Here is a 26,244-nt window from a genome sequence, read left to right as displayed (position 1 = left end):
GCCAGGGAGAGTTCGCATGAGCAATCCGAACAGCTACCAGACCGACCAGTATGTCGAATGGAACTGGGGTAACGGCAAGGGCAAGGGTCAGGTGAAGGAGCGTTTCGAACGCGAGGTCACCCGTACCCTGCAAGGAACCGAAGTCACCAAAGACGGCGACGAGGACAACCCCGCCTATCTCATCAAACAGGACGACGGCGACGAAGTGCTGAAACGCGGTTCCGAACTGTCGGCGCAAGACTGATGCCTGCACAATCCAAAGCCCAACAACGTGCCGCCGGAGCGGCGCTTTCTGCCAAGCGGGGCGACACCAAAGTGTCCGAACTGCAGGGCGCGTCGAAACAGATGTACGATTCGATGAGCGAAGACGAGCTCGAGGATTACGCATCCACCGATCTCGACGGCCTGCCCGAGCATGTCGACGACGACGATTGACCGTGACCGGTTCGGCCATTTCCTGAACGCGCAAGGCTGCGGCGTATGGGAACGCGCGCTTGATGAACTGCGCCGCGGCACGAAGACGGGTCACTGGATGTGGTTCGTCTTCCCGCAGATTGCCGGTCTCGGCTCGAGCGAGATGGCACGCGCCTTCGCGCTGGCAGACGCCAAGGAAGCCGCTGCCTATTTTGCGCACCCTGTGCTCGGCCACCGGCTGCTGGAGGCAAGCCAGGCCATGCTCGGCCACGCAGCGGCCATGTCCGCCGCGGAGATCCTTGGCCCGGTTGATACGCTCAAATTCCGCAGCTCGATGACATTGTTCGAAGCCGCCGTATCGGGCGAGGACGCGCACGTCTTCGGTGCCGCGCTCGACCGGTTCTTCGATGGCAAGCGTGACGAGCTGACGCTCGCCAGGCTCTAGTTTTGCCAGCCTGTCAGTCGGCCGCGTCGCGCGGTTCTCCGGCGCGGTATTCGAGCGGCGCCATGTCCGTCACGCTGGCAGCATAGGCTTCGGCCTCGCGCATGACGCGCATCATGTTACGCGAAGCGATCTTCTCCAGATCTTCCTGCGAATAGCCGCGCTGCGCCAGTTCGGCGAACAGTGCGGGATAGCCGGTCACGTCCTCCATCCCGATCGGGCCGGTTGGCATGCCGTCGTAGTCGCCGCCGATCCCGATATGGTCGATCCCCGCCACGTCGCGAATATGGTCGATATGATCGGCCAGATCGGAAATCGTCGACACCGGCTCGCGGTTCTCGGCATCCCATTTCGCCAGCTGCGCCTCGACCGTGTCGGGCAGTCCGGGATAGAGCGCCTCGAGCCGCGCTTCTTCCGCTGCACGCGAGGCCGAATGCTGGCGCAGGTCCTCGGTGATGAACCACGGCAGCGCCACCGCCATCACGATCCCGCCGTTCTCGGGAAGGCGGGCCAGCACGCTGTCGGGCACATTGCGCAGGTGACCGGTGATCGCCCGGGCGCCCGAATGGCTGAAGATGACCGGCGCCTGCGCGACATCGAGCGCGTCCATCATCGCTTCCTCGCTGACGTGGCTGAGGTCGACCAGCATTCCGATGCGGTTCATTTCGCGCACCACATCCATGCCGAAGGCGTTGAGCCCGCCATGCTGCGGCGCATCGGTGGCGCTGTCGGCCCAGCTCAGCGTCTTGCCATGGGTCAACGTCATGTAGCGCGCGCCCATGGCGTACATCTGCCGCAGAACAGCGAGGCTCGAGCCGATCGAATGGCCGCCTTCCATACCCATGAGCGAGGCGATCCGCCCGGCGCCCATCGCCTGTTCGACATCGTCGGCGGTAAGTGCGAGCTGCAATGCGTCGGGATAGCTGGCGATCAGGCGCTTGGTGACGTCGATCTGTTCGATAGTGGCCTGCACTGCCTCGGCTTCGGGCAGGCTGGGGCTGACATAGACCGACCACCACTGCGCGCCCACCATGCCCTGCCGCAACCGGGCAAGGTCCGAATGCATGGCGCTGCGTTCGCTGGTCTGCGTATCGAGCGTGTCGCTGAAATCGAAGTCCCCGATGACATTGCCGAAGCGCGAGCGCAGCTGGATCGGCACGTCGTTGTGGCCGTCCCATACCGGCGCCGCCTCCAGTGCGGCAGCAGCGGTCCGTTCGGCCGCGTTCTGCGCGAGGACAGGTCCCGAAGTTACGAGAGCAACAGCGGCAGCGGCGAGCAGGAAATGGCGCATGAACGAAAAACCCCTTGATGTATTGCCGCCCGTCCTAGCAAAGAGCAGCCCCATGGGAAGGGGCCATTCACGACCATGACGACCGCCAGCAACGCGCCCAGGCCGGCGCGGTTCGATCGGCCGGCTATTCTGGAAATCCGCGAGGTGCGCGCATGATCCGCGGCGTGCTGCGCTGGGTGCTGGCGGCGTTTTACGCTGCGGCCGGGTATCTGCACCTCGTGCGCCCGGAGCCGTTCCTGTCGATCATGCCGTCTTGGGTGCCCTCGCCCGAAGCGGTGGTGCTGTGGACCGGGGTGGCCGAACTGCTGGGGGCAGCGGCGCTGGTGCAATGGGCGAGCCCGCGCCTGCGCCGTGCGGGGGCGATCGGCCTGGCCGCCTATGCGGTCTGCGTGTTCCCCGCCAATATCCACCATTTCGCGCTCGATATGGCGCGCGGCGATGGCGGGCTCGGCCTCGGCTATCACGTGCCGAGGATGTTCGCGCAGCCGCTGCTGGTGTGGCTGGCGCTGTGGGCCGGCGGCACAACGGACTGGCCGCTGCGCCGCCGGTGACCGCTTAGCTCATGTGCTTCGAGACGGCGCCCGTCATCTTGAACATGGAGATCTGTTCCTTGCCGATCACCGCGCCGAGCTTGTCGTCGGGGTTGATCATGCGGCGATCCTTGGAATCCTGCAGGTCGTTCGCCTTGATGTGATCCCACACCTTGGAGGTGACCTGCGCCCGCGTCATCGGGCCCTTGCCGACCACGTTCTCGAGTTGCGGCGACAGGTTCACCGGCTTCTGCAGTGCGTTGTTCTTGCCAGCCATGACTATTCCTTTCCTTGGCTATGCTTCATTCTACGTCGTCGAGGTCATCCACATCCAGTTCCTCGACCACATGGCCTTCGAACCGGGCTGTGAGGACCGCGGCGGCGGTCACGTGTCCGTCCAGATTGCGGACGAGATCGTCATGCGTCGCTCCCGGCATCAGCGTCAGCGGGAGATCGGTCGCGAACAGCTGGAACACATAGCGGTGCTCCTCGCCGACCGGCGGATCGGGCAGCAACCATTCCGAATTGCCCTGGGCGTTCTTGCCGGTCCGCGGCGGCGTCTCGCCTTCCATCAGCTTGCCCTTCTGGGCGGCAAGACCCCATACGGTCCAGTGGACATGACCGCGATCGGCATCTTCCACGACCAGTACCAGTTCCTGTGCGCCGGGGGGCGGTGCGGTCCATTCGAGCGGCGGGGCCACCGCGTCTTCCTCGACCGCGGTGAACGAAGGGTCGAGCTCGCCGTCATGCCTGAAGGCCGCACTGGTCAGCGCGAAGCCGCCGCGCCCGAGCACGCGCTCGTCGGCGACCTTCTCCAGCGTGAGCGTCTGCCCGACGGGTGACCCGCCGACCGCATTTTGAACCCAGGGCGCAGCGCCGCTAGCCATGAAAACTCCTCTGATTTGCGCCCGTGGGGCGTATTCGGCCTGTCTTTAAGGCATAGCTGCGGGCGCTGCACCATCCCGGTCGCCGAAGTTTGCACCGTTTTCGCCTGGATAGCCGGGCGCGGAACACGGGCGCTGCCGGCCCTTGCCCCGCTGCGGAATGCGCGCCATTGATACGCTTCCGGTCCCGGGGCGGGCCCGGATTTCTCGACGGAGCGCCGCGCATGGCCTGCACTCACCCAATCGCTGCGCCTATCCACCCCCTCACGCCGGATGGCATGGCCAGTGCGCCGAGGTGCCACCGCCACGTCGAGAACCGCGGAGCGGCGCGGCCATGACCGAACGCCGCTATGCCACTTTCGCCGAATTCTGGCCGTTCTACCTGCGTGAGCATTCGCGCCGCGGGACCCGTCTGCTGCATTACATCGGAACCACGCTGGTCGTGCTGCTGGGCGTCACCGCGCTGGCCACGCGCGAGCTGCTGCTCCTGCTTGCCCTCCCGCTGCCGGGCTATTTCTTCGCCTGGATCGCGCATTTCGGGCACGAGAAGAACCGCCCGGCCACCTTCGCCTATCCGCTGTGGAGCCTGCGCGCGGACTTTCGCATGTGGTGGCTGTGGCTGACCCGCCGGCTGCGGCCCGAACTCGAAGCTGCGGGCGTCGCGCCGCGCTAGGCAAAGGCGGCAGCCAGCGTCGCCAGTCCTAGCCCCAGCGAAAGCGGGGCGCGCAATCGCATCCACCAGCGCGGGGCCAGCGCACCGAGCCGGATGTCGACACCGAGACTGGCGAGTAGCGCTGCGCCAAGCATCACCAGCGACGGCTCCGGCCAGCGCCAGCCCAGCGCCCATGGCAGGAATGCCGCAAGCGCCACCAGGCTGGGCGTGACCGCCGCAATCCACAACCAGCCAAGCGTTCGGCGGCGCTGCGCCGCGGGCGCCGCGGCGGCAATCCCCCACCACATGCCGCCCAGAAACGAGAGGATCAGCGCGGCATAGGCGAAGGCGATCGCCAGCGCCGGTGAGCGCCAGTCCGCCGGCCCGGCATAGAGCACACCGACGCAGGCGAATTGCGGCAGCAGTCCGGCAAGGCCCAGCCAGCGCGGCAGCGAAGGCACGATGCCCATCCCTACGGCCTCTCGGGACCGGTGAACGGCTGGCTGTCGGTCCAGACGCAGCCCTGGCGCTGTTCGTTTCCGATCAGCAGTGTGGCAGTGAAGGGATAGGTGCGGTCGCTCATCCCGTCCGAACACGCGCCTGGCGTGACCGTGAGATCGAACGTCGCGGTGCCGAGGTCACCACTGATCGCCAGCCCGTTATTCCCGGCAAAGCGGGTCACGGGAAATTCGCGTCCATCAGGCTCTTCCGGCGTGGCATAGCTCGCGATGCCGCCGCCGGCCATGCCGCCCCAAAAGGGCTCGGTCCCGGTGAAATGCACCGTCTCTCCTTCGGCAATGCCGTCGAAGACGCCGGTTGCAAGCGCGCCCGGCGCACCGTTGTCGGCGCCGCCGCAGGCGGGCAGCAGGAGGAAGGCAAGACCGGCGAGGCAGGGGCGGAGCGTCATGCAATTGTCCTATGGGCCTGGATGAAAGCCACCGTTTCGTCCCGCGCGCGGCGGGCTTCGGGGATCGGCAGCAGCATCCACACGTGGAACATGTCTTCGTATTCGCGATAGATATGGTCGGGCATCCCCGGTTGTTCCAGCTTCTGCGCGAGGCGCCTGCCGTCGACCAGCAGGATGTCCGAAGTGCCCGAGAAGATCGCCATTGGCGGCAACCCCTCGAATTCGCCGAACAGCGGGCTGACCCGGGGATCGTCGATTGCCAGTTCGCCGCGGTACATGTCGCCGCAGGCCTCGAGCCCGGCAACCGCCAGCATCCGGTCGCGCTCTTCGATCGCGCGCTGCCCCTCGGCGGTCGCACTCGCGTCGAGCCATGGCGAATAGAGCACCAGGCTGCCGGGCAGGGGCTCGCCCGCCGCCTTGAGCAATTGCGCGAGCGCGAGCGCCATGCCGCCGCCCGCGCTGTCGCCCATGACCGTGATGTTCGCGGCGCCGTATTGCTCCGCCAGATCGCGGTACAGTGCCTCCATCTTGTCCAGCACTTCGGTGGCGGTGTGTTCGGGAGCGAGCGGATAGATCGGCACTGTCGCCGATGCTCCCAGCCGCTCGCACAGGTCCATCACCGCATCCCAGTGCACCGCGGCGATATCCATCACATAACCCCCGCCATGCAGGTAGAGCAGGTGCGGCGCGCCGGGCTGCGCGCCGCCGATGGGCGTGATCGTGACCACCGGATATCCGCGGGTGGCGAATTCGCTGATGGCAAAGCGCTTGTGCCATTTTGCGCGCGGCCGGACCGGCTTGGCCTGCCGCAGCTTGGCGATCCGTTCGGGCAGCTTCTCGCGCTGCGCGAAGAAGCGTTTTACGCCGAGCAGCGGCAAGGCCAGATTGACGAGACGCGCGCGAATGCTGGTCATAGTATTTTCCCCTCAATCCCGGGCCGCGACCGCGTGCAGGCCCGAGGTCCGCCGCAATGTGCGTTCATGCGCAGCTGCCGCACCGGCGACCCCCGCGGAGACGCTAGCGCGGCAGGCGATGGATACAAGCGCCGAGATGTTTGCGGCAAGAAACCGATCGGGGCGGGAGCGATCTGGCAGTCATGGCCCGGCAAGGGAATGTAGGAAAGTGAAACGAAAAAGGCGGTCCCGTGAGGGACCGCCTTTCGCACGTGTCGGGCGGATGCGCTTACTGCGGCATCAGCACGGTATCGATGACGTGGATCACACCGTTCGACGCGGCGACGTCGGTCGCGGTCACGGTGGCGGTGCCGCCCGCTGCGTCGGTCAGGACGACATTGCCGTCGACGACGGTCGCGGTGAGCGTGCCGCCATTGACGGTTTCGATGCTGTAGCCGTCCGCGCCGGCGCCTTCGATCGCCTGCAGCAGCGTGGCGGCATCAACATTGCCGGCAACCACGTGGTAGGTGAGGATGTTGCCCAGCGTTTCGGTGTCGTTGGTCGTCAGCTCGGTCAGCGTGGCTTCGGGGATCTTGGCGAAGGCATCGTTGGTTGGCGCGAAGACGGTGAACGGACCGTCGCCCGACAGCGTGGCGCCCAGATCGGCTGCGGTCACGGCGCTGACCAGCGTCGAGAAGGTTTCGTCGCCCTGGGCGACTTCGACCACCGTGCCCGTTTCGGCTTCGGCATTGGCCATCTGGTCGGCAGTGGCGGCGTCTTCATAAGCGACGTTTTCGGCCGGCTCTTCGGCGCAGGCGACGATGGCCAGCGATGCGGCGGAGGCGAGCGCGATGGTGAGCTTGTTCATAGGATCAGTTCCTTGTCGGTAGTCGTAAGCCTTGGGCAGCCGGCGGTTCCGACTGCTGCTTCAAGATACGAACGCCGCGCCCGACCGGATGTTTCGAAATCGGGCCAAAACATGGCAGGGCGACGCTGCGGTGCGACGAACCGAACGGTTCCGGATGGCGACCCGTTTCGATGCGCTTATAAACCGATCACACTATCCGCTTTTCATCGCTTCACTCGATCACCGGCCAGGCGTATCAGTGAGTGCATGAAACGCGATCTCTCCAAGACCTTCAGCTTCCTTGCGCTCCATCTGATCGTGGGGTTCACGGTCGCCTATCTGTTCACCGGCTCGTGGATGATCGCAGGCGGGATCGCGCTGGTCGAGCCGCTGGTGAACGCGGGTGTTCTTCTTCCACGAACGCGCGTGGGAAAGCCGCGATCGCCCCGCGCTGCTCGACGTGCTGGTGCACCGTCACGGCACCGAGGAACGCTCGCTCCCCGGCTGAACCGCGGCGGCGCGCGGTCATCACATCACCTTGTCGGGACGCGGATCATGGCTGTGCCGCGCTTCCTTGCCGAAATGCCGTTCGAGCCGCTGAGCCAGCGTGTTCGCCGCCTTGCGCGCGGCATCGTCGACCTTGGCAGCATGCTCGGTCACGCCGATCGCCCGGCCGCCGCGCGGGCGCGCCTCGATCGTGCAGGCCTTGTCGTCCGCCCCGCCCTTGGCACCGTTGTCGTCGCGCACGTGGATCTCGATCCGCGTCAGCCGCTCCTCGAACCGCGCCAGCTTTTCGCGCACGGCGGCCTCGATGCGTTCGGCGACGTTCTCGGTGCCCATCACGCTGCTGTCGGAGTTGAACTGGACCTGCATTGGCATGCTCCTCTTGGTGTGGTTCTCTCCTTCCGAGATGGGGTGCCGCGCGCGCTTGTCCAGCGAATTGCGCAGCCACCGGCAGGGCCCCGCCGCACGCGCGATACGGCCCGGCCTGCGCGGCGACATGGACCGGGTGGACCACGCTCCAGCGCAAAAACGACCGATCCGTAACCATGGCGCGCCGCAGCGTGACCCTGCGGCGCGGACCGTCACCCTGCCCGCCGCAAGTGTCACCCCCCTCCGCGCCGGTGTCACCCTGAGCGCCGGCAGCGTCACCCTGCCGGACCGCGCGCCTCACCCGCCGCGCCCCGGTCCGTCACGCCTGTCTTCGGGCGGATAGGGCGCACGCGAGAGCAGCGGATGCACCGGCCCACGCCCGCGCCGCGCGGCGGCCTTGCGCGCAGCCGCGACTTTGACCGCCTCGTCCCACAGGAAAGCGAATTGCGGCGCCCGCGCGCGCAGCCGGTAGGCCGCCTGTCGGCTCATCCCGACGCTGCGCGCCGCGCGGGCGACCATCCCGCAGCCCGCCAGCACCTTGATGAACTCGGCCGCCTTGTCGCCGGTCCAGCGGCTGTTGTCGGGGCGCGCGAAAGCGTTGCGGGGCGATTGCGGGGGTGGAGGCTGCTGCATGCGCCGCATTAGGCCACAGCCGCGCCGCTGTAGGAAAGCGGCGCGTGGGCGCGGGCAATTGCCAATCGGCCGCGCGAAAGGTAAACCGGTGTCATAGCCCGTTTGAGGCGCTGTTTGGGGACAGGATCATGCGTATCGCTCTTTGGTGTCAGACTTCCGCCGCGCTGGCCTTCGCCGCCAGCCTTGCCGCCTGTTCGCCCGCGCCCGCCGATGAGGCCGGCGAGGCCGCGGGCAGCGACAGCGCGATCCTCGCCGATGGGCCTGAAGCGGTGATTACCGAACTGGCCGCGGGCGATATCCCCGAGGGCGCCCGCGCCGCCGCGCTCGAGGCAGTGCCGGGCATGAACTTCGCCGGGGCCGAGCGCAAGGAGCGCGACGGCATGGTGTTCTACGATGTCGAGGGCACGCGCGCCGATGGCAGCGAGGTCGAACTCGACATGCTGGTCGAGGACGGCGTGTTCCGCGTGGTCGAGATCCAGCGCGATCTTGCCTGGGCCGATGTGCCCGCGCCCGCGCGCGCAGCGGCCGAGGCCGCGCCCGACATGTTCGCTCCCGTGCGCGTGATCGAAAGCGTGCAGGAGGACGGCGCGGTGATCTACGAGTTGTTCCGCGAAGGCCAGCCGGGCGAACCCGCCGCCGAGGTGAAGCTTGCGGATGGCAAGGCGGAGATGCTCACCGAGCGCTGGGCCTATTGATCCGTCCGCCGATCGCGGGGCTGGTTCACGCACGCTCTGATGGCTAGGCAGGCGCGATGCCCAGCCCCAGCCCCACAGCCGCCCCCGTCACGATCCTGGTCGACGCCGACGCCTGCCCGGTGAAGGAGGAGATCTACCGCGTCGCCGAACGCTTCGGCGCCGAGGTGCGCGTGGTCAGCAACAGCCCCTTCCGCGTGCCAGTGAGCGCGCGGGTCAAGCGCGTGGTCGTGTCCGACGGGTTCGATGCCGCCGACGACTGGATCGCGGAGCATGCGGACGCCCGCAGCGTGGTCATCACCGCCGACATCCTGCTCGCCGAACGCTGCCTGAAAGCGGGCGCGCGCGTGCTCAAGCACGATGGGCGCGCCTTCGACGCCGCCAGCATCGGCAGCGCCGTGGCCACCCGCGCGATCATGGAAGACCTGCGCGCCGGGATGGACGGCGTGGGTGGCGGCCCCCCGCCCTTCAGCAAGGCCGACCGTTCCAACTTCCTCCAGGCGCTCGACCGGGTGATGGTTGAGCTGCGCCGCTAGCGCGCCGCGGCCACCTAAGCGAATAAACGCGCTTTGTCCGGCGCGCAGGCGTAGGAGCATGGCCGGGGCATTCCGCCCCGATTGGAACCACGCATGTCCAAGGGACAGAAATCGAACCGCGAAGCCCGCAAGCCCAAGAAGGAAAAGGTCAAGACCAACGCCTCGCAGCCGTCGCAAAAGCCCGGCGCGATCAGGGGCCTGGAGAACATGAAGAACAGCTAGCGGATGCGAGCGGGCGGCGGGCGCAGCCTGTCCCCCGCCGGTCCGCCGCGGCGCCGCCGCAAAGCGGCGCGCGCTAGGCCTTCTTCGCCTTGTGCGCGGCAATCGCCTCGTCGATCGCGACAATCCGCTGCCGCTCGGGCGTGCCCTTGGCCAGCCCTTTGAGACGGCAGGTCGCCCACAGCTGGCGGCGTTCGGATTCGAGGTTCTTGAGATAGAGATCGGCCATACCCGCGCATATGGGCGTGTTGGGGACCGGTGGCTAGGGGGTGTGAGGCCCAGTGCACTGACCCCGGAATTGCGGATTGGCGGCAGGCGCTGGCCCGCGTGCCGGTGAAGCGCGCACGCGGCCAGGCGGCGTGTAGGACATGTGGAGGATTTGCCCCCTGCCAGTCCCATCACATGGACCGCATGGACCACGGTCCATTGCGAAAAAAGTCCCGGAGCGCGCGCGGGGGGCCGATGGAGGGGTTTCGCGAGGGGACGGAGCGCGCGCATGGCCCGCAGCAAGACAGGTTTGCGCGGAGTAGGAAAGGTCTCAGCCGAGGTGTTGGCGGAACCAGTCGGCCAGTTCGTCCTCGCTCAGCTCTCCCGCGGCGAGTGCCAGCACGACGTCGATAGCCATTCTCGGTGTAAACGAGAGCGCCTGCCCGTTCAGCATCAGGAACAGGCGCGCGAACACCCATGCAGTGCGCTTGTTGCCATCGGTAAAGGGATGGTTGCGCGCGATGCCATAGGCATAGGCAGCGGCGAGCGCGCACAGATCGTCTTCGCCGTAAGTCCACTGGTTGAGCGGCCTTGCCAGCGCGCTTTCGAGCATACCTTGGTCGCGCACCCCGGTCGGCCCGCCATGTTCGGCAAGCTGCCGGTCATGCACCGCGAGCGCAATGTCGAGGGAAAGCCATTCGGGTTCGGTGCGGCCGGTCATGCGATCGATCCCTCATCCCGGCGAAAGCCGGTCCCCAACGTCCCGCGCGACCGGGTGAGATCCCCGCTTGCGCGGGGATGACGAGCTCGGGTCACTTGGCCAGTTCGCGCAGGATATCGCGATCCTCGCGCATGATCGCCTCGGCCGCTTCCATCTTGGCGGCAAAATCCGGATCGACCGCCGACAACCGCACCCCGTCGGGTGCTTCGGACAGATAAAGCTTGTCCCCCGGCCCCACCCGCAGGCGTGCCAGCACGTCCTTGGGCAAGACGATCCCGGCGGAATTGCCGATCTTGGTGATCTTGAGCGGCTTGTTCATACGGGCGTTATAACATCGAGTGCGCGGTGCGGCAAGAACTTCGACGCCGCCAGTATCGGCAGCGCCCCCTTCACGCCTTTCGGTCACCGGCGCGATCATGAAAGACCTGCGCGCCGGGATGGACGGAGGCCCGCCGCCGTTCAGCAAGGCGGACCGCTCGAACTTCCTGCAGGCGCTCGACCGGGTGCTGGTGAGGATGGGGCGGGTTAGGCGCGCCTAACCGCGAGCTGTTAGTCTGATTCAGCCTCTGCCACGACCGTGTCGACCAGATCTATTAGATCGTTTCGAATGTCCGAAAGGAGCTTTAGCTGAGCGACCTGCAATGCCTCTCCGCTAGCGGTCTTAGGCGATGTCGTTCCAGAAAGTTCAGAGAAGGCTTTTCCAGCCCTTTTCTTCTTTTTCGCGACATCCTTCTCTTTGCCGTGGTCAACATCGTGCTGAAGTTCAGTCCTCAACGTATTCACAATCACAAAGCTGTTCGGTTTGTCGGCAATCTTATTGCCAGGCCGTTCCCAAAACAGAAAATACAGTGATTCGATCAACTTACCGTATTCATCTACGGTTGCGATAGGTTGCCCCATCGTGCTTTGAGCAGCCACTGTTTTATTTGTAGATTTGAATAAGTCCTTCCCATGTGTTGAACTGTAAATTTCATTTATGTCGTTGATAACTTCTCGCATATCTTGCGCCACGTCTTCGATTGCCTTCTCAACCGCTGCGTCAGCTAGCAGTACCGAAGGAAGGCTCGTAAGAATTTTGGGATTGTATTGAAAGAGCTTCCTAAGAAGGATTTCGTGCCGTGTCCTAGGCCCAGTTTTCACGTTGGCGTTTACCGTGCGTTGGAAGGCCAAATAATCTGGATCGGTTGCAGCCAACCCAAGATCGACTTGTTTGCTCCACTCGTGAGTAAACCTATCTAAAAACTGCTTAAACTCCTTGGTCTGAGTCGCTTGCATCCCTGACCGCTGCAATGCTGCCACAAGGGTGAGGACCGATTGCGTGACAGACCGAAGCCTCAGACCGGCGTAGTCTTTACCGAGTGACTTGCTCAAGAAGTCCATTGCCGACTTAAGCTGCTTCGCAGTTTGTGAGGTCTTCGAAAAAGATTTCTGCGAGAGGAAAAGTTCTTCGAGGTCTCCAATTCTTTGTCCAACATCCAACCCCTCCACCTCAATAGCCGCAAATTTGGCGGCTACATCAAAGTGTGAATAGCGTCGGTTCTTGAATGGGACCGTCTCAGCGAAGAAGGGATGATCGGAAAGCATTCGAACGTACTCGGTCAGATTGCCTGGAACCGCATTAAGGCGCTCTGGCCCATTAAGCGTCAGTCCAGCCTGAAGTCTCTTAAAAAATTCCCTGATTTCATCATCTGACGCATCTACGATTTCGTCGAATTCAACCCTGAAATCATCAAAGCCGTCCGACACATCATCCTCAAGTTCTTTGTAGGTTTTAGCGCCTCCGAAATTATGGGATGTCTCGCTCGAAAGCTCAAGTTTTCCGGACATAAATTCAAAGATGGTAGCCAAGCGTTGCTGACCATCAACAACATCGTAAGTGTTCGCACCAGTCTTCAGAAGGTATAGCTTCGGCAACTTCCAGCCATTGAGAATTGAATCGATCAGAAGTTGCTTCTGCGCAGTACTTCATACTTCTTCGCGCTGATAATCGGGAATTTCGAAGCGGTCGCGGCGCTTATAGAGCTTATCGATGGGGTGATCGCGAGCTTCCATTTCCATATAGATTGACCCGATTTAATACGGGCCTCATGCCAAAAAGCTTGAGGCGAAGTGTTGAGCGTTACTTCTGGGATATGGAGGCGAAGAAGCCGGAAGGCAACTTCACCCCTCCGGCAAATACAACTTCTCGCCCTTCTCGCGGTACACCTCGCTCATCTGCTCCATGCCCTTCTCCGCTTCTTCGGCCTCTTCAGCTGAAGTCTCGCGCTTGATGTTCTCGCTCGCGAGGTAGCTGTCCGAGTTCTGCTTGGCGGCGAATTCGCGCACTTCCTGCGTGATCTTCATGCTGCAGAACTTCGGCCCGCACATCGAGCAGAAATGCGCGGTCTTGGCGCCTTCGGCGGGGAGCGTCTGGTCGTGGTACTGCTCGGCGGTGTCGGGATCGAGGCTGAGGTTGAACTGGTCGCGCCAGCGGAAGTCGAAGCGCGCCTTGGAGAGCGCGTCGTCGCGGACCTTGGCGGCGGGGTGGCCCTTGGCGAGATCGGCGGCGTGCGCGGCGAGCTTGTAGGTCACCACGCCCACCTTCACATCGTCGCGGTCGGGCAGGCCGAGGTGTTCCTTGGGCGTGACGTAGCAGAGCATGGCGGTGCCGTACCAGCCGATCTGCGCGGCGCCGATGCCGCTGGTGATGTGGTCATAGCCGGGCGCGATATCGGTGACGAGCGGGCCCAATGTGTAGAAGGGCGCTTCGCCGCAGGCCTCGAGCTGCTTGTCCATGTTCTCCTTGATCTTGTGCATCGGCACGTGGCCGGGGCCCTCGATCATCACCTGCACGTCCTGTTCCCAGGCGCGCTTGGTCAGTTCGCCCAGCGTGTAGAGCTCGGCGAACTGGGCTTCGTCGTTCGCGTCGGCGATGCTGCCGGGGCGCAGGCCGTCGCCGAGGCTGTAGGCGATGTCATAGGCCTTCATGATCTCGGTGATCTCGTCGAAGCGTTCGTAGAGGAAGCTCTCCTTGTGATGCGCGAGGCACCATTTCGCCATGATCGAGCCGCCACGCGACACGATGCCGGTGACGCGCTTGGCGGTCATCGGGACATAGGGCAGGCGCACGCCCGCGTGGATGGTGAAATAGTCGACGCCCTGTTCGGCCTGTTCGATCAGCGTGTCGCGGAACACTTCCCAGGTGAGGTCTTCGGCAATGCCGCCGACCTTTTCGAGCGCCTGGTAGATCGGCACGGTGCCGATGGGGACGGGGCTGTTGCGGATGATCCATTCGCGCGTGTCGTGGATGTTGCGGCCGGTGGAGAGGTCCATCACCGTGTCGGCGCCCCAGCGGATCGACCAGACCATCTTGTCGACTTCCGCCGCGACGTCACTGGCGACGGCGGAATTGCCGATATTGGCGTTGATCTTGACGAGGAAGTTGCGCCCGATCGCCATGGGTTCGGTTTCGGGGTGGTTGATGTTGTTGGGGATGATCGCGCGGCCGCGGGCGATCTCGTCGCGGACGAATTCGGGCGTGACATATTCGGGGATCTCGGCGCCCCATGAATTGCCGTCGAGCTCGCGGCGCACCTGTTCGCGGCCCAAATTCTCGCGCTCGGCGACATATTCCATCTCGGGGGTGATGATGCCGCGGCGGGCATAGTGCATCTGGCTGACGTTCATACCGGGCTTGGCGCGCAGCACCTTTTTCGCGACATTGGGGAAGGCGGGGACGCCGCCCGACCGGTCGGGGCCGAGTTGGCCGTTATCCTCGGGCTTCACCTCGCGCGCGGTGTATTCCTCGACATCGCCGCGCGCCATGATCCATTCGCGGCGTTTCTGTTCGAGGCCGGCGCGGATGTCGATCGTGGCATCGGGGTCGGTATAGGGGCCGGAGGTGTCGTAGACGCGTACGCTGGGCTCGCCGCCCTCGAGGTCGATCTCGCGCATGGCGACGCGCACGCCGCTGCCGCTTTTCGCGCCGATCTGGACCTTGCGGCTGCCGCGGATCGGGCCGGTGGTCACCCCGATGTCGAATTTGCTGTTGATGTCGGCCATGCGAAGTCTCTCCTCGAAAGCGGAGCGCGGACTTCGGGCCCAGCCATAATGCAGCCCGGTCCACTCCCTCCGCCGATGCTAGTCGGTTCAGGTTCGACGGGTCGGCGGACTTCAACCGCCCTCTCAGCCTCATGGCTCCCCGGGGATGCACCGCGTCTACCCGTTCCGCGCGGCGGGGTCCAGCCCGGCGGCGGCAAATTGGGGCGCACCCGCACTTTGCCCGATGCGCCCGCAGCGCTATAGCGGGCGCATCATTCCGTTGAGAGGACACGATTACATGACCCTTCGCGCGCCGCTTACTGCCGCCGCCCTGCTGGCCACCGCCTCGCTTACCGCGCAGGCGCAGGCCCGGCCGATGACCCCTGAAGACGTCGCCAAGATCGAAAGCGTCGGCACCATCGCCGTATCGCCCGACGGTGCGCGCGTCGCCTATACGACCGCGCGGCTGCCCGACGTGACCGCGGGCGAGGAGAACGGCACCACCACGCAGCAGCTGTCGATGGCCTATGGCCCGGGCAATGCCCGCGAATTCCTGCCCGCCGACATGAATGTCTCGGGCATCCAGTTTTCGCCCGATGGCCGCATGGTCAGCTTCATGTGGGCCGACGGCGACGACAAGAAGGCGGTCTGGGGCATTCCCGTCGATGGCGGCGCGCAGCGCAAGCTGGCGCATGTCGAAGGCGCGGCCGTGCGCTCCTATGCCTGGTCGCCCGATGGCAGCCACATGCACCTGCTGGTCGCTGCCGAGGAAGACAAGGATCGCACGGCGCAAAGCAAGGCCGGTTTCAATTCGGTGGTCTACGAGGAAGAGCCGCAGTTCAACCGCCTGTTCCGCGCGCGGATCGGGATGGAGCCCGACGCCGAGCCGCAGGAAGTCTCGCTGCCCGGCTATGTCACCTCGTTCCAGATCGCGGATGACGCGCGCACCGGCGTGATCGAAACCGCGCCGACGACGCTGATCGACGATGAATACGTCAACAAGAAGGTCAATATCCTCGACATGGAAAGCGGCACCGTCCGCATGGTGATCGAGACTCCGGGCAAGATCGACGATGTCGAGATATCGCCCGATGCAAGCCGGCTGGCGCTGATCGCCGCGGTCGACATGAACGATCCGGCTGCGACCACGATCCACTTCGTCGACGTCGCCAGCGGCGTGGTCACCCCGCACAATGCCGGCGCGCCCGAAGCCGTGGTCGATGTCGAATACATGGACGACGGGCGCCTGGTCGCTGCGGTCCATGTCGGCGCGCAGAGCGTGCTGCGCATCCACAATTCCGACGGTTCGCTTGAGCGCGAGATCGATCCCGGCGCGCTGATCATCAGCAATGTCGAAACCGCCGGTTCGGTGATCGCGGTCGAGGCCAGCGCGCCGCAGCACCCGACCGAACTGTTCCGCCTCGATGGCGACAGCTTCACCCGCTGGACGCAGCACAATCCCTGGCTGTCGGAAATCGACTTCGGCGAGCAGCGCACCTTCCGCTATACCGCACGCGACGGGCAGGAAGTCGAAGGCGTGCTGATCGAACCGGTCGGCGGCGTACCGGCCGGCGGTGCCCCGCTGATCCTCAACGTCCATGGCGGGCCCGAGGCGCATGACAGCAATGGCTGGCAGACCGCCTATTCCAAGCCGGGCCATGTCGCCGCGGGCCAGGGCTATGCCGTGTTCCTGCCCAACTATCGCGGCTCGACCGGCTATGGCACCGCGTTTTCCAAGCAGCACACGGGCAATTACACCGATCCCGAGTTTACCGACCTGGTCGATGCCAAGCGCGCGCTGGTCGCCGAAGGGATTGCCGATGCCGACCGCACCGGCGTGACCGGCGGCTCCTATGGCGGCTATGCCACGGCATGGTCCTCCACCCGCTGGAGCGAGGAATTCGCCGCGGGCGTGATGTTCGTCGGCATTTCCAACCAGATCAGCAAATTCGGCACGGGCGACATCCCTTACGAGATGTACAATGTGCACAGCGGCAAGTGGCCGTGGGACGACTGGATGGCGATGCTCGAAGTCTCGCCGATCTTCCATGTCGACAAGGCCAGCACCCCGCTGCTGATCATGCATGGCGAGGAAGACACGCGCGTCGACCCGGGCCAGAGCCTCGAGCTGTACCGCGCGATGAAGATCCGCAAGCCCGACGTGCCCGTGCGGCTAGTGTTCTATCCCGGCGAAGGCCACGGCAACCAGAAGGCCGCCGCGCGCTACGATTACAATTTGCGCATGATGCGCTGGTTCGACACCTATCTGAAGACGGGTGACCGCGATGCGCCCCTGCCGGCCGAGCGCCCCGTGCTTCCGGCAGGCACCACCGGGGTTTCCAGCGACGACTGAGCGCCCCGAACGGGCATGAAAAAGGGGCCGCGCGGCATGCCACCGCGCGGCCCCTGCTTTTCTGCGCCGGGCTACTTGCCGCCGGCGGCGATCCAGTCGTCGATCTTGGCTTCGAGCACGGTGAGCGGGATATTGCCGCTGTCGAGCACCTGTTCGTGGAAATGGCGGATGTCGAAATCCTCGCCCAGCGCGGTTTCGGCGCGCGCGCGCAATTCCTTGATCTTCAATTCGCCGATCTTGTAGCCCAGCGCCTGTCCCGGCATCGCGATATAGCGCGCGACCTCGTTTTCCGAATAATCGCGCGGATTGCCGTTCTCAACCATGTATTCGACCGCCTGTTCGCGGGTCCAGCCGAGCGCATGGATGCCGGTATCGACCACCAGCCGCACCGCGCGCTTCAATTCGCCATCCTCGAGCGCCTGCAACCGATCGACCGGATCGTCATACAGGCCGAGTTCGTAGCCGAGGCTTTCGGCATAGAGCGCCCAGCCCTCGCCATAGGCAGTGAACCAGCCGTGCCGCAGCAGATCGGGCAGGCTTTCGTCCTCGACCGCGAACATCACCTGGAAGTGATGGCCGGGATTGCCTTCGTGCATGTAGAGCCGGATGGACGGGCTCAGTTCGCGCTCGGCCGCGTTCCAGCCGCTGAAATAGAAGGTGCCGGGGCGCGAGCCGTCGGCCTTGCCCGGCTGGTAGGACGCGGCGAGGAAGAACTGCTCACGATAGGGCTCGTAAGGCTCGATCCGCAGCTCGGTTTCGGGCTGGCGCAGGAACAGCGGGCCGATCGCGGCATCGACCTTCCGGCCGACTTCGTACCATGCTTCCTGCAACGATTCCTTGGTCTTGTAGACCGGCGGGCGGCGGTCGCCGCGCTCGGCGATCGCCTGCTGGCGCGCCTCGTTGATGCGCGCGACCTCGGACAGGCCCAGCCGGTGCACCTCTTCCGCGGTCAGCGGCAGCGTGGTCATTTCCGCGATGCGATAGACGTAATAGGCCTCGCCGCCCGGGGTTTCGGTGGCCCCGATGGTGGAGCGCGCCTGCGGCAGATAGCTGTCCGCCAGATAGGCGCGCAGCTTGCGCATGGCCGGGTAGAGCGTGCCTTCGACCGCCGATATCAACGCGGCGCGCGCCTGCCCCTTCTGCGCTTCGGTGAAGTTTTCGGGCAGCTGGCGCAGCGGTGCGTAATAGGGATTGCTGCCCTCCGGCGCGCCCAGCTGCGTGTCGAGCTGCTCGATCATCAGCTCCACCGTCAGCCGCGGCAGGGTGATGCCCTGCTCCAGCCCCATGTCGAAGCGCGCGATGACATCGTCGACCATCTGCGCATAGGCACCGTGCCGTGCGACATTGTCGTCATAGTCTTCAACCGCCGCGAACGGCATCACGCCATCGGGTGCCGACAGGCCCGGATAGGAGCCCTGGATACCCTGGAAGTGGTCGATCGGCAGCGCGAGGATGGTCTTGAGCACCTCGGGCTCGGTCGCGGCCAGCGTGCGTTCCTGCGAATAGCGGAAGGTATCGTAGGCGATCCGCTCGCTCGCGGTGAGCGCCGCGCGGTCGATCGTCGCGAGCGCGGCGATGTCGCACATCGCCGCCGCGCGTTCGGTCTCATAGGCCGCGGGCGAGAAGTCGCCGAGGCTGCCCGCATCGGAAAAGTCGCCGCGATAGAACGCCGCGCGCGGGTTGCGGTCGAGGAAGGCGGCGTCGCTTTCGGCCATCAGCGCGCGCAGACGCTGGCTGTCGCTCTGCGCGGCCGCGACCCGGTCGCAGGCCTGCGCTGCAGGGGCCGCCAGCGCGGCGCCGGCCATAGCCAGCGCCGAGGCGACCTGCAGGACCCTGTGTTTCATGGCCATGCCCTTACTGCCCCCCGCCCGCGACCCAGGCGTCGATCTTGGCTTCGAGCACCGGCAGCGGGATATCGCCCGTGTTGAGCACCTGTTCGTGGAAGGCGCGGACGTCGAAATCCTCGCCCAGCGCGGCCTCGGCGCGCGCGCGCAGCTGCTTGATCTTCAATTCGCCGGTCTTGTAGGCCAGCGCCTGCGCGGGCATCACGATATACCGCGCGCTCTCGCTTTCCGCGAAATCGCGCGCTGCGCCATTGGCGACCATATATTCGATCGCCTGCTCTCTGGACCAGCCCAGCGCATGCATGCCGGTGTCGACCACCAGCCGCACCGCGCGCAGCATTTCACCGCCCTCGAGCGCTTTCAGCCGTTCGACCGGATCGTCATAGAGACCGAGTTCGTAGCCGAGGCTCTCGGCATAAAGACCCCAGCCTTCGCTGAAGGCAGTGAACCCGCCGTAGCGCATGAATTCGGGCAGGTCCTCGTTCTCGATCGCGAACATCGACTGGAAGTGATGCCCCGGATTGCCTTCGTGCATGTAGAGCGAGATCGAGGTGCCCAGCTCGCGTTCGGCGACATTGTAGCCGCTGAAGTAGAAGGTGCCCGGACGCGACCCGTCGGCCTTGCCCGCCATGTAGCTGGCGGCGAGGCTGAATTTCTCGCGGTAGGGTTCGTACGGCTCGATCCGCAGTTCGGTTTCGGGCTGGCGCAGGAACACCTCGTCCATCAGCGGATCGACCTGCTCGGCCACTTCGTACCACGCGGCCTGCAGGTCGGCCTTGCTGGTGTAGGTGGCGCCGGTGCGGCCACCGGCTTCCGCTTCGGCGGCGTCGATCGCGGCGTTGATCCGCGCAACCTCGGCCAGTCCGGTGTCGTGGATCTGCTGCGCGGTCAACGGCAGTGTCGTGTTGTCCTCGATGCGGTAGGCGTAATAGGCCTCGCCGCCGGGATTGTCGGTCGCGGCGATGCTGGTGCGCGACTGTGCGAGATATTCGCTCGCCAGGTAATCGCGCAGCTTCTGCAGCGCTGGCATCAGCGTGCCGGTCAGCACTTCGCGGTGCTGCTGCGTCAGCCGCGCGCGCTCGGCTTCGTCGATGCTGTCGGGGAAATTGGCGACCGGCGCCCAATAGGGGCTCTGCTCGATCGGCGCGCCGGTTTGCAGGTCGAGCTGTTCGATCATCAATTCGACCGACATGCGCGGCAGCGTGATGCCCTGCGCCGCGCCGGTACGGAAGCGCGCGATCGCCTGGTCGATGATCTCCGCCATCGCGCGGTGGCGGCTGAAATTGTTCTCGTAATCCTGCACCGTATCATAGGGCATCAGCGCGCCAGGCGCGGAAAAGCGCGGGTAGAAGACATGCAGCCCGCGGAAATGGTCGATCGGCAGCGCGAGCACGGTGGGCAGCACGTCGGGCGCGGTCTGCGCCAGCGTGCGCTGCTGCGTGTATTCGAACACGTCGTAGGCGATGCGGTCGGTTTCCCCCAGCGCGGCGCGGTCGATCGTCGCCAGTTCGGCCAGATTGGCCTGCGCCGCCGCGCGGTCCGCGGCATAGCTGGCGGGTGAATAATCGCCCATCCTGTCGGCATCGGAGAAATCACCGCGGAAGAAGGCGGTCACCGGATTGCGGTCGAGCATGGCGGCTTCGCTGCGTTCGAACAGCGCGTGCAGCGCGGCAGCGGCTGCCGCATCGCTTGCTTCGGCCGCGGGTTCCTGCGCCAGCGCGGCGGGTGCGGAAAGCGTGGCGCAGGCAATGGCGATCGCCGATGCGACGCGCGTGAAAGTGGTGGTCATGACGTGGAATTCTCCCCAGGGATCGTGCGGCGACGCTAGCCGTGCGGCGACCCGCCGCAAAGCCCCATCGACCAAGCGTTCTCCCACCCCCGCGAATGGCAGGGCGGATACGCGAGGCAGCGCGGCGAAAGAGCCGCGCGAAAGCTCCTGACAACGTTGACATAATGCAGCGTTCGACCTACTCCGCACCGGGGAAGCCCGCCGCATGCGATGGTGGCCGGGCCGATTGGGGAGAACGACAAGTGGTAACGGCAACGACCCCCGCGGCAGACGCGGCGACGGAAATCTCGTCGAGCGATCCGGCACCGGCCGAAGGCGAAGGCCATGTCCACGCCCCCAGCCTGCCCCCCTTCGTCTTCGCGCTGTTCTTCATCTTCGGCGGGATCACCAGTCTCAACGACGTGCTGATCCCCAAGCTGAAGGAACTGTTCACGCTCAATTATACGCAAGCAATGCTGGTGCAGTTCTGCTTTTTCGCCGCCTATCTCGTCATCGGCATCCCGGGGGCGAAACTGGTCAAGCGGATCGGCTACATGCGCGGCGCGGTGGCCGGGCTGATGACGATGACCGCCGGCTGCCTGCTGTTCATCCCTGCCAGCACCACGGCGACCTATCCGCTGTTCCTGCTGGCCTTGTTCATTCTCGCCAGCGGGGTGGTGATCGTGCAGGTGGTGGCCAATCCGCTGATCAGCCTGCTGGGCCCGCAGGAGACCGCGCACAGCCGGCTGACTTTCGCGCAGGCGTTCAATTCCTTCGGCACCTTCGTCTTCCCGCTGGTCGGCGCGGGGCTGATCCTGGGCACGCTGGCGGATGTCTCGGCGGAGGATTTCGAAGGCGCCGCGCTGGCCGCCTATCGCACTGCGGAATCGGCGATGATCGTGAAGACCTATCTCGGCCTCGCGGCGGCGATCACCGTGGTCGCGGGCGCGGTCTGGCTGTTCCGCAACCGGTTGCAGGGCGAAAAGCACGAGGCCTCGAGCGGGCTCGTGGGTTTCGACCTGCTGGCCCGGCCCCGCTTCGGCTTCGGCGCGCTGTGCATTTTCCTCTATGTCGGCGCCGAGGTCGCGATCGGTTCGATCGTCATCAACTACCTCACGCTCGACGACGTGCTCGGCCGCCCCGAAAGCGTGATCGGCTGGATGGTCAGCCTCTACTGGGGCGGCGCGATGATCGGGCGCTTCATCGGTTCGGCGCTGCTGCGGCTGGTGAGCCCGGGCAAGATCCTCGCCGCAGTGGCGGTCGGCGCGATCGCGCTGATCGCGCTGTCGACCAACAGCAGCGGTACGCTGGCTGCATACAGCCTGCTGGCGATCGGGCTGATGAACTCGATCATGTTCCCGACGATCTTTTCGCTCGCCTGCGAACGGCTGGGCAGCCGCGCGGCGGATGGATCGGGGATCATCAATGTGGCGATCTTCGGCGGCGCGGTGATCCCGCTGGCCACTGGCGCGCTGGCCGATCTCAGCGGCAGCCTCGCGCTGTCGCTGGCGCTGCCCGCCGCCTGCTATGCGGTGATCGCGGTGTTCGGCATCTACGCGCGGCGCCCCGCGAGCGACTGAACCGTCCGCGCCCGGCCGATTGCCTTGCGCCCCGGCGCGGGGCAAGGCTGCTACCCGATGGACCGCGCCGCGCCCCGCCCGCACACGACGCCGCTGCTGCTGGCGGTCGGCCTTGCGCATGCAGGCGGCGTGGTCGCCTATCTGCCGCTGGTCACGCTGCTGCTGCCGATGCGGGTCGAGGCGCTGGCGCATCTCGCCAAGATCGACCTGCTCACCGCAGCGGTGCTGGTCGGCGGCGTGACGGCGAGCGTGAGCAATATCCTGTTCGGCTGGCTGAGCGATCTGTCGGTGGCCCGCGGCGGCGGGCGCCGCCCGTGGGTGGTGGCGGGCCTAATTGCGCTCGCGGCATCCTATCCCGCGCTGGTGCTGGCGCGCAATCCGGTCGAGCTGGTGGCCGCGGTGGCGCTGGCGCAGGCGGCGATCAACGCAGTGCTCGCGCCGCTGTTCGCGATCATCGCCGAGGAAGTCCCCGCCGCGCGCAAGGGGCTGGCCGGCGGCTTGCTGGCGCTGGGCAATCCGGTCGCCGCGGGGTTCTCGGTCCTGCTGCTGGCCGCGTCGGGCCTGCCGGAGAGCGCGCGCTTCGTGCTGGTGCCGCTGACCGCGGCCGCGCTGGCACTGCCGCTGCTGGCGATGCGCGCCCGCACCGGGGATCCCGCACCGCCCGCCGCGCAGCGCCGGGATAAGCGCGATATCGTGATCGCCTCGCTCGCGCGGCTGCTGGTCCAGCTCGCCTGCGCGACGCTGGGGCTGTACCTGCTGTATTATTTCCAGACCCTGCGGCCCGGCGGACGCGGCACTGCCGCCTGGGTCGGCAGCGTGCTGATGCTGTCCTATCTGATCCCGCTGCCCGCCGCGCTGCTGGCAGGGCGCTGGTCCGACCGGCTGGGCAGGCGCCGTCCGTTCCAGTGCGTCGCAGCGCTGGTGGGCGCGGCCGGACTTGCCGGGATGGCGGGGGCCGTGAACGCGTGGCAGGGCGCGGCGGCCTTCTGCCTGTTCTCGGCAGGGACCGCGGTGTTCCTCAGCCTCAACACGACCTTCGCGATGCAATTGCTGCCGCGACCCGACCGGCGCGGGCGCGACCTCGGCCTGGTCAACCTTGCCAACACTCTGCCCGCGATGATCGGCACGCTGCTCGTCTGGCAGCTCGCTACTCCCGGTGATTTCACCGCCGTGCTGGTCGCCTTCGCCGCGCTCACCGCTGCGGGCGGACTGGCGATCCTCGCCGTCCGCGAGAGCCCGGTTCCCGCAGGCTGAGCAGCCGGCCTACTCGGCCGGGCAATCGGCGATTGCATCGGCGTCGGACAGGCTGCCCAGCGCAACCCGCGCGATGCTCAGCCCCGCGTCGCCATCGGCCATCAGGCGGAACGGGGACGAAATCCGCGTCATGTCGGCACCCGCGGCGCGGAAACATTTGAGCGGAACGCCGAGGATCTGCCACTCGCCTTCGGCCAGTTCGCCGAATTCGGCGATCGGCACCGCCGCGCCGCACGGCTCCCCATCGCAGCGGACGGACATGGACAGCGGGCGCGCGATGGGCGCATCGCGCCGCACCGTGGCCAGCAGCAGCATGTCGCCATTGGTTTCGCGGCTCAGGTCGATCGGGTCGAAGGTCGACAGTTCGATCGCCGCGCCTTGCGCATGCGCAGCGATGGCAAAGCTGCGCGCGCCTTCCTGCACGCCGTGATCGGTGGCCGCGATGCGCACGCGGCCGCCGAGCGCCTCGGCGGGGACGGTGGTCACGCGCAGCGCATTGGTGCCATCGGCGCGCGACACGGTCAGCGACCATGACGAGGCGGGTACGCCGCGGTCGAAGAACACGCCGCCGTCGCTGCCATCATCGCTCACGCCGCTGTCTTCGGGCAGCGCGGTCCACGCGCGCGGACCGTGGGCATATCGCAGCCCGTAGCCGAAGGGAAACAGCGTCTCCCCCCCGTGCTGCGCAGTGGCGGGCCAGGCGGTCGGCAGCAGGCCCTGGAATTCATGCGCCGGCGCGCCATCCGCTGCGGCAAACAGCATGTCGGCCACGCCGCCGCCCTCGGACCCCGGCAGCCACGCGGCGACGAAGGCATCCGCCGCATTGAGCGCTTCGTTGACATAGAGCGGGCGGCCGGTGATCATCACTGCCACCACCGGGATCCCCTGCTGCTTCAGCCGCTGCATGGTGGCGATCGGCCGGCGCAGTTCGGGGCGCAATTGCAGCGAGGCGATATCGCCCTGGAATTCGGCATAGGGGGTTTCGCCGAACACGACGATCGCGGCATCGGGGCGCTCGGTGAAGCTGCCCTCGGGCGAGAGTTCGGCGCTGCCGCCGCTGGCGGTGGCCGCCTGCTCGATCCCTTCCCATAGCGATGTCGCGCCGGGGAACAGGCTGTTGTCGAGCCCGGTGCCCTGCCAGCTCAGCGTCCACCCGCCCGACTGGCGCGCGATGTCGTGCGCCGCATCGCCCGCGACGAGGATCCGCCCGCCCGGCTGCAGCGGCAACACGCCGGTGTTCTTGAGCAGCACCATCGATTTGCGCACCGCCTCGCGCGCGACCGCGCGGTGATCGGGCGCGCCGAGCAATTCGTATTCGCCCGACAGCGCGCGCTGCGAGGGCTTGCCCATGTCGAACAGGCCAAGCCGTTGCTTCAGCCGCAGCACGCGTGCCACCGCATCGTCGAGCCGTTCCATTGCGATCGTGCCGTCGCGCACCTGCGCCAGCGTGCTGTCATAGAGCATGCGCCAGCTGTCGGGCGCCATGAACATGTCGATCCCCGCATCGACCGCCCGCGGGCAGCTGGCGTTGCTGCACCCGGCGACCTGGCCATGCGCGTTCCAGTCGGTGATCACCAGACCACCGTAATTCATCCGGCCCTTGAGCACATCGGTCACCAGCCCGCGATGCGCCGACAGCTTGACGCCGTTCCAGCTCGAAAAGCTGGTCATGATCGTGGCGACGCCGCTCTCGATCGCGGGGATATAGGGCGCGCCGTGAACCAGCCGCAGCTCGAGCTCGGAGATCGCCGCATCGCCCTGGTCCTTGCCATCGGTGGTCGCACCGTCGGCGAGGTAATGCTTGGTGCTCGCCGCGACATGCGGCCCGGCGAGGATCGGCGTGGTCGAGGGCGGCCCCTGCAGACCGCGGATCATGCTGCCGACATAGGCGGCGACGAGCGCGGGATCGGAGGAATAGCCTTCATAGGCGCGGCCCCAGCGATAGTCCTGCGGCACGGCGACGGTGGGGGCGAAGGTCCATTCCTGCCCGGTCACCCGGATCTCGACTGCAGTGACCTTCCCGATCCGCTCGATCAGTTCGGGATCGCGCGCGGCGCCCAGTCCGACATTGTGCGGGAAGATCGTCGCCCCCACGATATTGCTGTGGCCGTGCACCGCATCGGTGCCCCACACGATCGGGATGGCCGGTTCGCCGGGACCGACATCCATCGAGGCCTCGTAAAAGGCATCGGCAAGCGCGAGCCAGTCCTGCGCCGGGGCCAGATCGTCGCCCCCGGGGCCCGAATTGCCGCCGTTGAGCACCGAGCCGAGCCGGTAGCGGCGCACGTCTTCGGGCGTCACGCTGGCGATGTCGGCCTGGATGATCTGCCCGACCTTCTGTTCGAGCGTCATCCGCGCGAGGATCGCCTGGACGCGCGCCTCGCCCGCTTCGGTCAGCACCGTGGGGAACGCCACTTCGGGCCAGCGTTCAGGATGGACCCTTGCCGCCGGGATGTCCTCCGCCACGGATGCGGCAGCGGGATCCGCCGCTTGCGCGGAGAGTGCAAGCGCGGCCGATCCGGCTGCCAGAAGTATCGTCTTCGAAAGCATAAACCCCATCCCATGCGGCGGCCGCCCGAGGCTGGTCCAAAAGGCGCTGACAAGGTTGACAGTGCGCCCTGCGAAAAACCCGCTCCGGCAGCTTGTTGTGGGCTTTGTTTGACAACGTTGACAAAAATATGCAA

The 26,244-nt window shown here is 66.0% G+C and carries 27 protein-coding genes, 3 pseudogenes and 1 riboswitch; of the genes and pseudogenes, 13 read left to right on the top strand and 17 right to left on the bottom strand.

Annotated features, from left to right (window positions below):
- Positions 1–16 precede the first annotated feature (16 nt).
- Genes WKH79_RS12920 through WKH79_RS12910 form a run of 3 tightly spaced genes read left to right on the top strand, consistent with a single transcriptional unit; the run spans position 17 to position 859 of the window.
- Positions 17–244, top strand: coding sequence for a DUF2945 domain-containing protein (locus WKH79_RS12920; protein ID WP_050599622.1), 228 nt, complete (start codon positions 17–19; stop codon positions 242–244).
- Positions 244–435: a DUF3008 family protein gene (locus tag WKH79_RS12915; protein ID WP_050599621.1), complete on the top strand. Its 192-nt coding sequence runs from the start codon at positions 244–246 to the stop codon at positions 433–435. The genes WKH79_RS12920 and WKH79_RS12915 overlap by 1 nt, the downstream gene beginning before the upstream one ends.
- Positions 416–859 (top strand): DUF1810 family protein, encoded by a 444-nt coding sequence (locus WKH79_RS12910; protein ID WP_341859104.1) that lies wholly within the window; start codon positions 416–418, stop codon positions 857–859. The genes WKH79_RS12915 and WKH79_RS12910 overlap by 20 nt, the downstream gene beginning before the upstream one ends.
- Before the next feature lie 13 nt (positions 860–872).
- On the opposite strand, the gene WKH79_RS12905 is transcribed toward WKH79_RS12910, so the two are convergent.
- Positions 873–2,147 (bottom strand): dipeptidase, encoded by a 1,275-nt coding sequence (locus WKH79_RS12905; protein WP_341859103.1) that lies wholly within the window; start codon positions 2,145–2,147, stop codon positions 873–875.
- 152 nt (positions 2,148–2,299) lie between these two features.
- Between WKH79_RS12905 and WKH79_RS12900 the strand changes: the two genes are divergently transcribed.
- Entirely contained in the window at positions 2,300–2,698 is a 399-nt protein-coding gene (locus WKH79_RS12900; protein ID WP_341859102.1) for a DoxX family protein, read from the top strand.
- Between the two features lie 4 nt (positions 2,699–2,702).
- On the opposite strand, the gene WKH79_RS12895 is transcribed toward WKH79_RS12900, so the two are convergent.
- Together WKH79_RS12895 and WKH79_RS12890 are read right to left on the bottom strand one after the other, a co-directional pair.
- On the bottom strand, positions 2,703–2,954 hold the full coding sequence (locus WKH79_RS12895) for an SWIB/MDM2 domain-containing protein (protein ID WP_050599617.1): 252 nt from the start codon (positions 2,952–2,954) through the stop codon (positions 2,703–2,705).
- A gap of 25 nt (positions 2,955–2,979) precedes the next feature.
- Positions 2,980–3,564 carry a YbhB/YbcL family Raf kinase inhibitor-like protein gene (locus WKH79_RS12890; protein WP_050599616.1) on the bottom strand — a complete coding sequence of 195 codons (585 nt, stop codon included), beginning with the start codon at positions 3,562–3,564 and terminating at the stop codon, positions 2,980–2,982.
- A gap of 331 nt (positions 3,565–3,895) precedes the next feature.
- On the opposite strand from WKH79_RS12890, the gene WKH79_RS12885 reads away from it, so the two are divergent.
- Positions 3,896–4,234, top strand: coding sequence for a DUF962 domain-containing protein (locus WKH79_RS12885; RefSeq protein WP_341859101.1), 339 nt, complete (start codon positions 3,896–3,898; stop codon positions 4,232–4,234).
- On the opposite strand, the gene WKH79_RS12880 is transcribed toward WKH79_RS12885, so the two are convergent.
- The 4 genes from WKH79_RS12880 to WKH79_RS12865 form a co-directional block, all read right to left on the bottom strand.
- A complete protein-coding gene (locus WKH79_RS12880) occupies positions 4,231–4,674 on the bottom strand; it encodes a DUF3429 domain-containing protein (RefSeq protein ID WP_341859100.1) in 444 nt (147 codons plus the stop codon). The two genes, WKH79_RS12885 and WKH79_RS12880, sit on opposite strands and share 4 nt — an antisense overlap.
- Positions 4,675–4,685: 11 nt before the next feature.
- Positions 4,686–5,120 carry a hypothetical protein gene (locus WKH79_RS12875; protein ID WP_341859099.1) on the bottom strand — a complete coding sequence of 145 codons (435 nt, stop codon included), beginning with the start codon at positions 5,118–5,120 and terminating at the stop codon, positions 4,686–4,688.
- Positions 5,117–6,034: an alpha/beta hydrolase gene (locus WKH79_RS12870; RefSeq protein ID WP_063506669.1), complete on the bottom strand. Its 918-nt coding sequence runs from the start codon at positions 6,032–6,034 to the stop codon at positions 5,117–5,119. Before WKH79_RS12870 ends, WKH79_RS12875 begins: the two co-directional genes overlap by 4 nt.
- Positions 6,035–6,302: 268 nt before the next feature.
- On the bottom strand, positions 6,303–6,881 hold the full coding sequence (locus WKH79_RS12865) for a fasciclin domain-containing protein (RefSeq protein ID WP_050599611.1): 579 nt from the start codon (positions 6,879–6,881) through the stop codon (positions 6,303–6,305).
- Positions 6,882–7,127: 246 nt separating this feature from the next.
- On the opposite strand from WKH79_RS12865, the pseudogene WKH79_RS12860 reads away from it, so the two are divergent.
- Positions 7,128–7,368, top strand: a pseudogene (locus WKH79_RS12860) (DUF2061 domain-containing protein).
- Positions 7,369–7,388: 20 nt separating this feature from the next.
- Here the strand turns inward: WKH79_RS12860 and WKH79_RS12855 are convergent.
- Together WKH79_RS12855 and WKH79_RS12850 are read right to left on the bottom strand one after the other, a co-directional pair.
- On the bottom strand, positions 7,389–7,733 hold the full coding sequence (locus tag WKH79_RS12855; protein ID WP_050599609.1) for an HPF/RaiA family ribosome-associated protein: 345 nt from the start codon (positions 7,731–7,733) through the stop codon (positions 7,389–7,391).
- 297 nt (positions 7,734–8,030) lie between these two features.
- Positions 8,031–8,366 (bottom strand): LysR family transcriptional regulator, encoded by a 336-nt coding sequence (locus tag WKH79_RS12850; protein ID WP_341859098.1) that lies wholly within the window; start codon positions 8,364–8,366, stop codon positions 8,031–8,033.
- Between the two features lie 128 nt (positions 8,367–8,494).
- Between WKH79_RS12850 and WKH79_RS12845 the strand changes: the two genes are divergently transcribed.
- From WKH79_RS12845 to WKH79_RS12835, 3 genes are all read left to right on the top strand, one after another.
- On the top strand, positions 8,495–9,061 hold the full coding sequence (locus WKH79_RS12845; RefSeq protein ID WP_341859097.1) for a hypothetical protein: 567 nt from the start codon (positions 8,495–8,497) through the stop codon (positions 9,059–9,061).
- 56 nt (positions 9,062–9,117) lie between these two features.
- Entirely contained in the window at positions 9,118–9,594 is a 477-nt protein-coding gene (locus WKH79_RS12840) for a YaiI/YqxD family protein (protein WP_341859096.1), read from the top strand.
- Positions 9,595–9,687: 93 nt separating this feature from the next.
- Entirely contained in the window at positions 9,688–9,816 is a 129-nt protein-coding gene (locus tag WKH79_RS12835) for a hypothetical protein (protein ID WP_255358288.1), read from the top strand.
- Between the two features lie 73 nt (positions 9,817–9,889).
- Here WKH79_RS12835 and WKH79_RS12830 read toward each other — a convergent pair whose 3' ends face one another.
- From WKH79_RS12830 to WKH79_RS12820, 3 genes are all read right to left on the bottom strand, one after another.
- Entirely contained in the window at positions 9,890–10,042 is a 153-nt protein-coding gene (locus tag WKH79_RS12830; protein WP_197458160.1) for a hypothetical protein, read from the bottom strand.
- A 309-nt stretch (positions 10,043–10,351) separates the two neighbouring features.
- The gene (locus tag WKH79_RS12825) at positions 10,352–10,741 is read right to left on the bottom strand and encodes a type II toxin-antitoxin system death-on-curing family toxin (RefSeq protein WP_341859095.1); all 390 of its coding nucleotides are present in this window, start codon (positions 10,739–10,741) and stop codon (positions 10,352–10,354) included.
- 91 nt (positions 10,742–10,832) lie between these two features.
- Positions 10,833–11,060 carry an AbrB/MazE/SpoVT family DNA-binding domain-containing protein gene (locus WKH79_RS12820; protein ID WP_341859094.1) on the bottom strand — a complete coding sequence of 76 codons (228 nt, stop codon included), beginning with the start codon at positions 11,058–11,060 and terminating at the stop codon, positions 10,833–10,835.
- Between the two features lie 30 nt (positions 11,061–11,090).
- Between WKH79_RS12820 and WKH79_RS12815 the strand changes: the two are divergent.
- Positions 11,091–11,280 (top strand): annotated as a pseudogene (locus tag WKH79_RS12815) (DUF188 domain-containing protein); the annotation flags it as partial.
- Positions 11,281–11,290: 10 nt separating this feature from the next.
- Here WKH79_RS12815 and WKH79_RS12810 read toward each other — a convergent pair.
- Positions 11,291–12,688: pseudogene (locus tag WKH79_RS12810) on the bottom strand (DUF262 domain-containing protein); the annotation flags it as partial.
- 213 nt (positions 12,689–12,901) lie between these two features.
- Positions 12,902–14,782: a phosphomethylpyrimidine synthase ThiC gene (gene thiC / locus WKH79_RS12805; protein WP_341859093.1), complete on the bottom strand. Its 1,881-nt coding sequence runs from the start codon at positions 14,780–14,782 to the stop codon at positions 12,902–12,904.
- A 46-nt stretch (positions 14,783–14,828) separates the two neighbouring features.
- A riboswitch (TPP riboswitch) is annotated at positions 14,829–14,934 on the bottom strand.
- A 125-nt stretch (positions 14,935–15,059) separates the two neighbouring features.
- On the opposite strand from thiC, the gene WKH79_RS12800 reads away from it, so the two are divergent.
- The gene (locus WKH79_RS12800) at positions 15,060–17,114 is read left to right on the top strand and encodes a S9 family peptidase (RefSeq protein WP_341859092.1); all 2,055 of its coding nucleotides are present in this window, start codon (positions 15,060–15,062) and stop codon (positions 17,112–17,114) included.
- Between the two features lie 71 nt (positions 17,115–17,185).
- Here the strand turns inward: WKH79_RS12800 and WKH79_RS12795 are convergent, their stop codons facing one another.
- Entirely contained in the window at positions 17,186–18,958 is a 1,773-nt protein-coding gene (locus tag WKH79_RS12795; protein WP_341859091.1) for a DUF885 domain-containing protein, read from the bottom strand.
- 10 nt (positions 18,959–18,968) lie between these two features.
- Positions 18,969–20,747, bottom strand: coding sequence for a DUF885 domain-containing protein (locus tag WKH79_RS12790; RefSeq protein ID WP_160766383.1), 1,779 nt, complete (start codon positions 20,745–20,747; stop codon positions 18,969–18,971).
- A gap of 341 nt (positions 20,748–21,088) precedes the next feature.
- On the opposite strand from WKH79_RS12790, the gene WKH79_RS12785 reads away from it, so the two are divergent.
- Both WKH79_RS12785 and WKH79_RS12780 read left to right on the top strand, forming a co-directional pair.
- Positions 21,089–22,306 (top strand): sugar MFS transporter, encoded by a 1,218-nt coding sequence (locus WKH79_RS12785; RefSeq protein ID WP_228135205.1) that lies wholly within the window; start codon positions 21,089–21,091, stop codon positions 22,304–22,306.
- Between the two features lie 57 nt (positions 22,307–22,363).
- Complete coding sequence (locus tag WKH79_RS12780) at positions 22,364–23,560, top strand: MFS transporter (RefSeq protein ID WP_341859090.1); 1,197 nt, start codon at positions 22,364–22,366, stop codon at positions 23,558–23,560.
- Positions 23,561–23,569: 9 nt separating this feature from the next.
- Here WKH79_RS12780 and WKH79_RS12775 read toward each other — a convergent pair whose 3' ends face one another.
- The gene (locus tag WKH79_RS12775) at positions 23,570–26,110 is read right to left on the bottom strand and encodes a glycoside hydrolase family 3 N-terminal domain-containing protein (RefSeq protein WP_341859089.1); all 2,541 of its coding nucleotides are present in this window, start codon (positions 26,108–26,110) and stop codon (positions 23,570–23,572) included.
- Positions 26,111–26,244: the final 134 nt, after the last annotated feature.

It is taken from the genome of Qipengyuania sp. GPGPB31 (assembly GCF_038396345.1).
GTDB classification, from domain to species: Bacteria; Pseudomonadota; Alphaproteobacteria; order Sphingomonadales; family Sphingomonadaceae; genus Qipengyuania; species Qipengyuania citrea.
This window is presented reverse-complemented; position numbering and strand designations above follow the sequence as displayed.